This is a genomic window from Streptomyces sp. NPDC088554 (genome assembly GCF_044752945.1).
Classification (GTDB): Bacteria; Actinomycetota; Actinomycetes; order Streptomycetales; family Streptomycetaceae; genus Streptomyces.
In genome coordinates, this window is sequence record NZ_JBIVMF010000017.1 from 163,720 (window position 1) to 171,905 (window position 8,186).

The following is an 8,186-nucleotide window of genomic DNA, read 5'->3' on the forward strand; positions in this document are numbered from 1 at the left end:
GGACCCCGGGAGGCCGTAGCGTGCAGAGGGCGCATGGGGTAGGCGCGAGGGGGGCGCGGCGGTGACCGACCGCGATTTCAGGACAGCTTGCGCGGCAGGCTGCTGGGCAGGGTTTCAGGGCGGGTTGTGGGAGTGCTGGGGGACGACGCGGAGCTGACCGCCGCGGTGCTCGCGGCACAGGACGGGGACGAGAACGCCTTCCGGACTGTGTATCGCGCGGTGCATCCGCGGCTTCTGGGCTATTTGCGGACACTCGTCGGTGAGGCGGACGCCGAGGACGTGGCCTCCGAGGCATGGCTCCAGATCGCCCGCGACCTCGGCCGCTTCACCGGGGACGCGGACCGTTTCCGTGGCTGGACGGCGCGGATAGCCCGTAACCGCGCCCTCGACCACATACGGATGCGCGGCAGACGCCCGGCCATCGGCGCCGACGAGACCGAGCTGGCCGGGAAGCCCGCCGAGTCCGACACGGCGGACGAGGCGATGGAGGCCCTGGCCACCGGCCGGACCATGGCGCTGATCGCGCAACTGCCGCAGGACCAGGCCGAGGCGGTCGTCCTGCGGGTGGTCGTCGGACTCGACGCGAAGAGCGCGGCCCGGACGCTGGGCAAACGCCCCGGCGCGGTGCGGACGGCCGCGCACCGGGGACTCAAACGGCTGGCGGAGCTGCTGGAGGCGGGCGAGGTTCCGGGCGCGGCTTCGGGAGGGGGCCTGGACGCGGTTTCGGGTTCGGAAAGCGGTACGTACGACGGCTCGGCCGGTGGCGCGGGCGACATGGGCGACATGGGTGGCGATACGAACCGCCGGGCAGGCCACGGTGACAGGGGCCGTCGCGCGGGGCTCGGCGGCGTACCCCCGCGGCGGGTCTTCAGCCAGGGGATCGCGGCGTCCGCGGGTGTGACGCATTCGCGCCTGCGGACGCAGAATGACATGTGATGGCCGACGAGCATGACGCGTGGCTCGACAAAGACGCGGCGGAAAGACTGCTGCGCGGGGAGCAGGTAGAGGCCCTGGACGACGGTATCCGGGGCCGCACGGAGCTGCTCTCCGAAGCCCTGCGGGACATGGCGTCCGTTACGTACGCAAACGGTACGAACGCCGGGGAACTCCCCGGCGAAGCCGCCGCGCTGGCAGCCTTCCGGCAGTCCGCCGCGGCCCGTGGAAGTGCGGTCGGCCGTACGTCCGGGCCGGGCGCGGCCGTACAGGATCTGCTGGGAACCGTACGGCTGACCCTCGCACCGCCCCCCGGACCCGGAGGTCCGGGCGGCGCCCGGCGCCGGGCGCCGGGGGCGCTGGTGGTGGGGTGCGCGCTGGGCGGTGTCGCCGTGGCCGCGGCCGTGGGCATGATCCCCGCGCTGTTCTCCCCGGCGACCGGCGGCGCCCCCGCCCACTCCGTCTCGGCGGCCACCTCGCCGGACCGGGAGGTCGCGGCCGCGGCCGAGGCCGGGGACGCGAGCAGGGGCGGGGGCGGCCGCAGGGAATCCGCGGAGGGCACGGGGGGCACGGGAGTCGCTGGGGATGCGGATGTGCCCGTGCCCGGGGCGGGTGGCTCTTCGGGACGTACTTCTGCCCCCTCCGGGAACGACAGCCGCACCGGGAAGGCCGGGAAGGCCGGGAAGGCCGAGAAGTCCGGGAAGGCCGAGAAGAGCGGCGCTGCGGACGAAGCGCGCCCCGGTGCGGTGGACGTCCCCATCGGCCCGTCCGGAAGGCACCGGGACCGCCCGGGCCCCGGCGCCGACGCCGAGGCCCGCCGGTGGTACCGGGAGAACGCCAAGGTCTGCCGCGTCTACCGCAGCGGCGCCCTCGACCGGGCGCGCAAGCAGGCCCTGGAGACGGCGGCGGACGGCCCCCGGGGCGCCGCGCTCTTCTGCGCCGGGCTGCTGGACGACCCGGCGACCGGTACGGGTACGGGTACGGGCGGAGGCCGGGGCGGGGACCGGAACGGCCCCGGCGAGGACAGGGGCGGCGGCGGGGAAGGAGAGGGCGAGGGCGCACCGGGCGGTCCCGGGCCGGCTCCGCCCGGACCGCCGAACCACCCGTCGATCCGTCCGTCGGACTCCCCGCCGCCGTCCGCGCCGGAACCGGTGAGCGCGACGCCTTCCGTGCCACTCCCGGAGGGGTCACCCGAAGACGCGCGGGGCGGCGATCCGGGGGGCATGCCGGACGTACCGGAGGACTCGTGGCCCCTGCCGTCCGTCCGGCCGGTGTGACGTTTTTCCCGGTCATGGCGCAGTACTGAGTGAGCCGACTGGTCATCGGCGGCGCATCGAGCCGGGGTTCCCCCCGTACCTGCGGCTCAGCGCACTCGGCGCGGGCGGGACACGTTCCCCCGGTCCCGCCCGCGCCCTCTCCCGTCTCCGGGATCAGTTCATCAGCTCCGCAGACAAGTGAGTACGGCCAGAACGCGCCGATGTGTGTCGCCGCTGCCGTGGAGTGAGCCAGCATATGGCCGGCATGGGTGATCCGGGTGGCCGTGACGGCCCCGGCCTCCACCGCGACGGTCGTCGCGCGCGGGCCGGCGGTCTTCCGAACTCGGCGCCGTTCACCAGTAGATGACCACCTTGTCGCCGACCCGGACCTGGTCGAAGAGTGAGGCGACCTTCTCCCGGTCCCGGACATTGACGCAGCCGTGCGAGGCGCCCGTGTAGCCCCGGGCCGCGAAGTCCGCCGAGTAGTGGACGGCCTGGCCGCCGCTGAAGAACATCGCGTACGGCATGGGGGTGTCGTACAGCGTCGAGACATGGTCCCGGGACTTCCACCCCACGCTGAAGACGCCCTCGCGGGTGGGGGTGTACTGCGAGCCGAAGCGCACGTCCATCGACGACAGCACCGTGCCGTCGACCATCCAGGAGAGCGTGCTGCTGTTCTTGCTGATGCACAACACCCGCCCCTCCACGCACCGCGGATCCGGCGCGGCGACCTGCTGGGTGGTGGGCGGCCGCAACTCGTCGCGGGACGGCTCCTCGGTCATGGCGAGCAGCCGCTGCCAGGTGACGACATCGGTCACGCCGGTACGGGGAAGGCCGCGCTTGGCCTGGAAGGCGGCGACGGCGGAGGTGGTGAGGGTGCCGTAGTAGCCGGTGGGGGAGCGCTCGAAGTAACCGATCTGCCGCAGCCGGGCCTGGAGTTCCCGTACCTGATCGCTGGTGGAACCGGGGGTCATGAGGGCTTCGGGGGTGGGCGTGGGGGCGGGTTTCACGGCGACGGGGGTGGGCGAAGGGGGAGGAGTGGGCGTGGGAGTCGGTGCAGGCGTCTCGGCCTCTTCCGCCGCTTCTGCCCTCTCTTCAACTGGTACGGGCGTGGCGGCGACGTTCGCCCCCACGGCCCCGCCTCCGCCCGGTTTGGCGTCGCCGTCCGGACCGGCGGTGGCCGGTCGTACCGTACAGCCGACGCTCACGGCCAGTACGGCGGCAGTGGCGAGCCCTCTGCACAGTACGGATGTCCTGAGCATCTCGTCCCCCTCCGCTTCGGAAATCACACGCACCATCACTACGCACACAAGGGAAGCACTTCCGGGGGCGGCGGCCCATGGACTCGGCGATGTTCACGCGCGGGCACCCATCGAGGTCAGGTGTCCGACGGTCGGACGCACCTGACATCCGGACCGGTGTGTATGTCACACTCCGGTCCATGCTGGGTGTCACTGACCTGCCGACCTACCTGGTCGGCGTCGTTCTGATCGTTCTCCTGCCGGGCCCGAACTCGCTCTACGTGCTGTCGGTCGCGGCCCGGCGCGGGATCCGCGCGGGCTATACGGCCGCCGCGGGCGTCTGGTGCGGCGACACCGTACTGATGGTGCTCTCCGCGGCGGGCGTCGCCTCGCTCCTCCAGGGCAACGCGCTGCTCTTCGGCATCGTCAAGTACGCGGGCGCCGGATACCTGACCTGGCTGGCGATCGGGATGCTCCGCTCGGCGTGGTCGCTGTGGCGGGAGAGGAACGAGCAGGCGACCCCGGAAACGGTCCGGGAGGCGGCGCCGGAGACGGCGGCGGTCGAGCGCCCGTACCGGCGCGCCCTGGTGATCAGCCTGCTCAACCCGAAGGCGATCCTGTTCTTCATCTCGTTCTTCGTGCAGTTCGTGTCAGAGTCCAACCCGGTCATGGGCTTCGTGACTCTGGGCGTACTCGCCCAGTTGGCAAGCGTGTTGTACCTGTCTGCGCTCATCTTCGGCGGGTCTCGTCTAGCTGCTGCGTTCCGTCGTCGGAGGACGCTCAGTGCGGGGGCCACCTCGGCCGCCGGGGTGCTCTTCCTGGGGTTCGCCGTCAAGCTGTCTCTGGCAAGCGTGTAGGGGCTGACGTGTCTCAACTTGACGATGCTGCGGCCCTGTTCGCCCGCATGGGCCTCCAAGAGCAGCATGAGGCACTGGGAGCCCTCGGCCTGCCCAAGAGGCTCCCCAAGGAGTCCCAGGAGCCCCCCAAGGTCACCCCGTTCTCGGCCCTTGTCAGCACGCCCAGCAGGCGGAAGCGACAGCCACTCACCGTCACGGCTGTGAGTGGCCCTGAGGCGTCCTGAGTTCTCAGAGGCTTTGCCAGCCCTCTAAGGGCTGTCCCGTAACTGCTGGTCACGGGTGAGATGATCTTGATGTGGCTGGTGTGATCACGGCGTCGGAGCCGTCCTGGATAGCCCCGTTCACCGGGCTGAGCCCGCGGCAGTTCGGCAAGCTGGTGACCGTGCTGCGACGCGAGGGTGCGGAAGCCGTCCGCAAGGGCCGGCCGTGGAGCCTTCCGCTGGAGGACCGGGCGTTGTTGGTCGCCACGTACTGGCGCACGAACCTCACCATGCGGCAGCTCGCGCCGCTGTTCGGGGTGTCGAAGTCGGCAGCGGACCGGATCATCGACCACCTCGGGCCGATGCTCGCGCTCCAGCCCCGCAAGCGGTTCGCCAAGGACACCGTGCTCATCGTCGACGGCACCCTGGTGCCCACCCGCGACCACACGATCGCCGAGCGGTCGAAGAACTATCGGTACTCCACCAACCACCAGGTCGTCATCGACGCCGACACCCGCCTGGTCGTCGTGGTCGGCCGACCGCTGGCCGGGAACCGCAACGACTGCAAGGCGTGGGAGGAATCCGGCGCCGAGGCCGCCGTCGGCAAGACCCTCACGATCGCCGACGGCGGCTACCCGGGCACCGGACTCGTCATCCCTCACCGCAGACAGCGCGGGCAGGCCGAACTCCCGGACTGGAAAGAGAGACACAACAAGTCCCACAAACATGTACGCGCCCGTGTCGAGCACGTCTTCGCCCGCATGAAGACCTGGAAGATCCTCCGCGACTGCCGCCTCAAAGGCGACGGCGTCCACCACGCCATGCTCGGCATCGCCCGGATGCACAACCTCGCCCTCGCCGGATAGGCCAGCGGGCCGTCCCGCGGCCTACTCCTCCCGAGACAACACAAAGATCATTTACGGGACAGCCCTTAAGTCCAGTCGTTGTCCATCCTGATCAGTCGCTTCTCAACATCGTGCGGAATGATCAATCGCCCCAACAATTCACCATCGTCCTGTTTTCCAAGTTCAAAAGTGATTCCGGCGCTCAGTAGATCTTTTTCCATGGCTTCTACACCACCGGTCTTCCAATGTTGGCTGTAGGTAATGCCGGTGCTTTCGTAGACCCACCTGTCTTTTGTGGACTCCGGGTCGATCTTCGTCAAGTCGTTCATGAGAGCGTCTAGCGTGGTATCTGCCTTTTCGCGAATGAATCCGGCCTTATCGAACCTTCCGCCGGGCTCCAGCCCGGACATGTAGTAGGCAATGGAGTCTTCCAGTCGCTTCCGCTCACGCCTGTTCTCGTCGCCTCGGGCGTACTCGCGGCGGATCACCTCGAAATCTCCCAGGGCCTCAAAGACGGCTTGCGCCAGAGCCGAGTACACATGTTCAGGGTCCGGTGTCACAAACCCTGGCTTCCGGCACTCGGGGCATCGCAGATATCGATACTCTTTCACTTCGCCGGTGGAAAGTGCCTTGTAGTTGTTCGTTTCGTTAACGTTTCTACCGCACTGGTGTTTCATGACACCGAGGAACCTGGTAGGACGGCGGTTCTTCTCATGACGGCGCTTGTTCTTCGAGCGGGTGGCAAGTGCTGCTTGTACGTTCTCGAACTCTTCATCAGTCAAGATCGGGTTATCCGTGACCCTGATTTCCTGACCGTTCTTGTCCAGTACCGGTGTGGATTTGTAGGTGACCGCCTTCGTTCCTCCCTCGGTGCGAAGCCCCTTGACGGCAGGATTCCTAAGGGTCCTGAGAACTTGCTGGTTGTTCCATTTCCCGTTGCTGTAGGTCGGAACCTTGGCCCTGTCTAGGACCTTAGCGATTCGGTTTGCCGGAACCCCCCGCATCGCAGCTTGGTACATGTAGCGCACTGCCCGCGCTTGCTTGGGGTCTTGTACTAGGCGGAGTTTCCCGCGCACCCTGCCAGTCTTGTAGCCATACGATGGCTTACCGATACGCCATTGGTCCTGCTGCTTAGTGTATTCCCAGTGGGATGAAACGCGGGTTTTGGTGTTGGCGGCTTCAATCTCTGCAACTGCCGCGACGAATGTCACCATTGCCTGGGCCATGGGAGATGACAGGTCCAGCGTGTCATTCAGGGAAATCAGGTTCTTCCCGAACTTCTCGCACCACTTGATGACCTCGTGTAGGTCGGAAATTCGCCTAATGAACCGGTCCAGCTTCCAGAACAGAATCAGGTCGAACTCAGGTATCCGGTTGTTAAGCCAATCTCCAAGTTCCTTACGCTCCCAAGGCGCTTTCTTGGTCGCGGAGACCCCAAGGTCCCTGGCCACGCCGACAACCCTGACGCCCTCTCGGATGGCATGGCGGCGAAGGTCAAGTTCCTGCCGCGCTGGGCTGGTGGTGTCCTCCGTGAGGATGGACAGGCGTACCGACAGGAGCCCACGGGGCGCACCCTCCGGTAGCGCATCGTTGCGGGCCTGGAGTTCGGCCAGCTCTGCCAGTTCGTCAGGGGTCCACTCGGGAGCGGTCTTCGTAGCGGTCATGGGCGCGAGCGTACAGGCAGTTGGATTCTGGAACGTTCTTCGTCCAGTTCGTCGACCCTCACTACGCGCACCCCGCGCTGTCGTTCGTCCTGCTGGGCCTGGTCGCCAACATCGCCAGCGCGCTCTACCTCTCCGCCCTGATATTCGGCGGCACCCACCTGGCCGCCGCCTTCCGCCGCCGCAAACGCCTCTCGGCAGGCATGACGACGGCGGCGGGTGCGCTGTTCCTGGGCTTCGCGGTGAAGCTCTCGGCGAGCGGCGTCTGAGACGGTCCGCAGGGGCCCGGTCCACCGAGATCCTTCCCGGTGCGGGCCGGCGATGTCGGGGAATCGATTTATCATCATGATGAAGTCTCTTGTTTATGTCGCCGTGCGCTCCGTGATGTATGGAGCCGCCTACGCCGCCGGGTTCCTTGCGTTTCATCGCCGTTTTCTTCCGCTTCTCCGGCGAAGCGGGTTTCCGCTCCCTCGGTGAAGCGGGGGCTGCGCGGCGGTCACCTTCGGTGTCCTGCTGGCCGGGTTTATCGTGGTCATGCTCACGTTCGGCTGTCTGCACGCGCGTAAAATCCGATCCCTCGGGTTCCCCGTCACGCCGGAAACGATGTCCTCCGGTCATGAGGAGGTCGTCACCCTCCCCGGATCTCCCAAGAGCGCGATGAAAATATCGTTGAGCATCATGCATGCTTTGGGTAATTTCCGTTTTGTTGATTCCGGGTCCCTCTCGGGGAGTCTTCGAGCTATTCGGAAACCGCAGGACGGGGCGGGGTATGCGCAACTCGTGGTCGTGAAGTTCGCGAAAGCGGAGAAGGTACGTCGGTGGTGATTCGCGGCAGGCCCTGTTTTCGTCTGGCGCCGTTCGATCTCGGGCAGAACCTTTCCAATGTCAAATATATTTCGAGTGCTTTGCGGAAAACAATAGAAGACTGACCGGGGGCGGTCCGGCTGGATGTGCGGCCTTCGGCCGGTGGTGACTGGCGCGACGGCGCCATGCCCACAGCCCGGCAGGCGGCGTCGCGGCGGGGTGTCGTGGAACCGCGAAGGGGTGGCCGTCCCTAGTAGGGCTTGGTCATGTGCGGTCTGTGATGGCGTGTCCTCCTGATCGGTCGTGTCGTTGATCGGGTGTGCTGAGTGAGGAGTTGGCTGCGGTCCGGTGTGATCTGGAGGACTTCGCGGCGGAGATGTTCGAGCCGT

The 8,186-nt window shown here is 67.4% G+C and carries 7 protein-coding genes; 5 read left to right on the forward strand and 2 right to left on the reverse strand.

Going from position 1 to position 8,186, the window contains the following annotated elements:
- Positions 1 to 132: 132 nt before the first annotated feature.
- Positions 133 to 936 carry an RNA polymerase sigma factor gene (locus ACIP8W_RS21315; protein ID WP_402204164.1) on the forward strand — a complete coding sequence of 268 codons (804 nt, stop codon included), beginning with the start codon at positions 133 to 135 and terminating at the stop codon, positions 934 to 936.
- Positions 936 to 2,210, forward strand: coding sequence for a hypothetical protein (locus ACIP8W_RS21320; protein ID WP_402204147.1), 1,275 nt, complete (start codon positions 936 to 938; stop codon positions 2,208 to 2,210). The genes ACIP8W_RS21315 and ACIP8W_RS21320 overlap by 1 nt, the downstream gene beginning before the upstream one ends.
- A gap of 332 nt (positions 2,211 to 2,542) precedes the next feature.
- Here ACIP8W_RS21320 and ACIP8W_RS21325 read toward each other — a convergent pair whose 3' ends face one another.
- Positions 2,543 to 3,451, reverse strand: coding sequence for a peptidoglycan-binding protein (locus ACIP8W_RS21325; RefSeq protein WP_401957939.1), 909 nt, complete (start codon positions 3,449 to 3,451; stop codon positions 2,543 to 2,545).
- 179 nt (positions 3,452 to 3,630) lie between these two features.
- Between ACIP8W_RS21325 and leuE the strand changes: the two genes are divergently transcribed.
- Together leuE and ACIP8W_RS21335 are read left to right on the forward strand one after the other, a co-directional pair.
- Positions 3,631 to 4,287 carry a leucine efflux protein LeuE gene (gene leuE / locus ACIP8W_RS21330; protein WP_401957920.1) on the forward strand — a complete coding sequence of 219 codons (657 nt, stop codon included), beginning with the start codon at positions 3,631 to 3,633 and terminating at the stop codon, positions 4,285 to 4,287.
- A gap of 295 nt (positions 4,288 to 4,582) precedes the next feature.
- A complete protein-coding gene (locus ACIP8W_RS21335) occupies positions 4,583 to 5,353 on the forward strand; it encodes a transposase (RefSeq protein ID WP_401957923.1) in 771 nt (256 codons plus the stop codon).
- Between the two features lie 65 nt (positions 5,354 to 5,418).
- Here ACIP8W_RS21335 and ACIP8W_RS21340 read toward each other — a convergent pair whose 3' ends face one another.
- Positions 5,419 to 6,996: a recombinase family protein gene (locus ACIP8W_RS21340; RefSeq protein WP_401957925.1), complete on the reverse strand. Its 1,578-nt coding sequence runs from the start codon at positions 6,994 to 6,996 to the stop codon at positions 5,419 to 5,421.
- A 20-nt stretch (positions 6,997 to 7,016) separates the two neighbouring features.
- Between ACIP8W_RS21340 and ACIP8W_RS21345 the strand changes: the two genes are divergently transcribed.
- The gene (locus tag ACIP8W_RS21345) at positions 7,017 to 7,262 is read left to right on the forward strand and encodes a LysE family transporter (protein WP_401957926.1); all 246 of its coding nucleotides are present in this window, start codon (positions 7,017 to 7,019) and stop codon (positions 7,260 to 7,262) included.
- Positions 7,263 to 8,186: the final 924 nt, after the last annotated feature.

Excerpts from the sequence above, each read along its gene's own strand:
- leuE (WP_401957920.1), top strand. The coding sequence starts at position 3,631 with ATGCTGGGTGTCACTGACCTGCCGACCTACCTGGTCGGCGTCGTTCTG.
- ACIP8W_RS21320 (WP_402204147.1), top strand. The coding sequence starts at position 936 with ATGGCCGACGAGCATGACGCGTGGCTCGACAAAGACGCGGCGGAAAGA.
- ACIP8W_RS21340 (WP_401957925.1), bottom strand. The coding sequence starts at position 6,996 with ATGACCGCTACGAAGACCGCTCCCGAGTGGACCCCTGACGAACTGGCA.
- ACIP8W_RS21325 (WP_401957939.1), bottom strand. The coding sequence starts at position 3,451 with ATGCTCAGGACATCCGTACTGTGCAGAGGGCTCGCCACTGCCGCCGTA.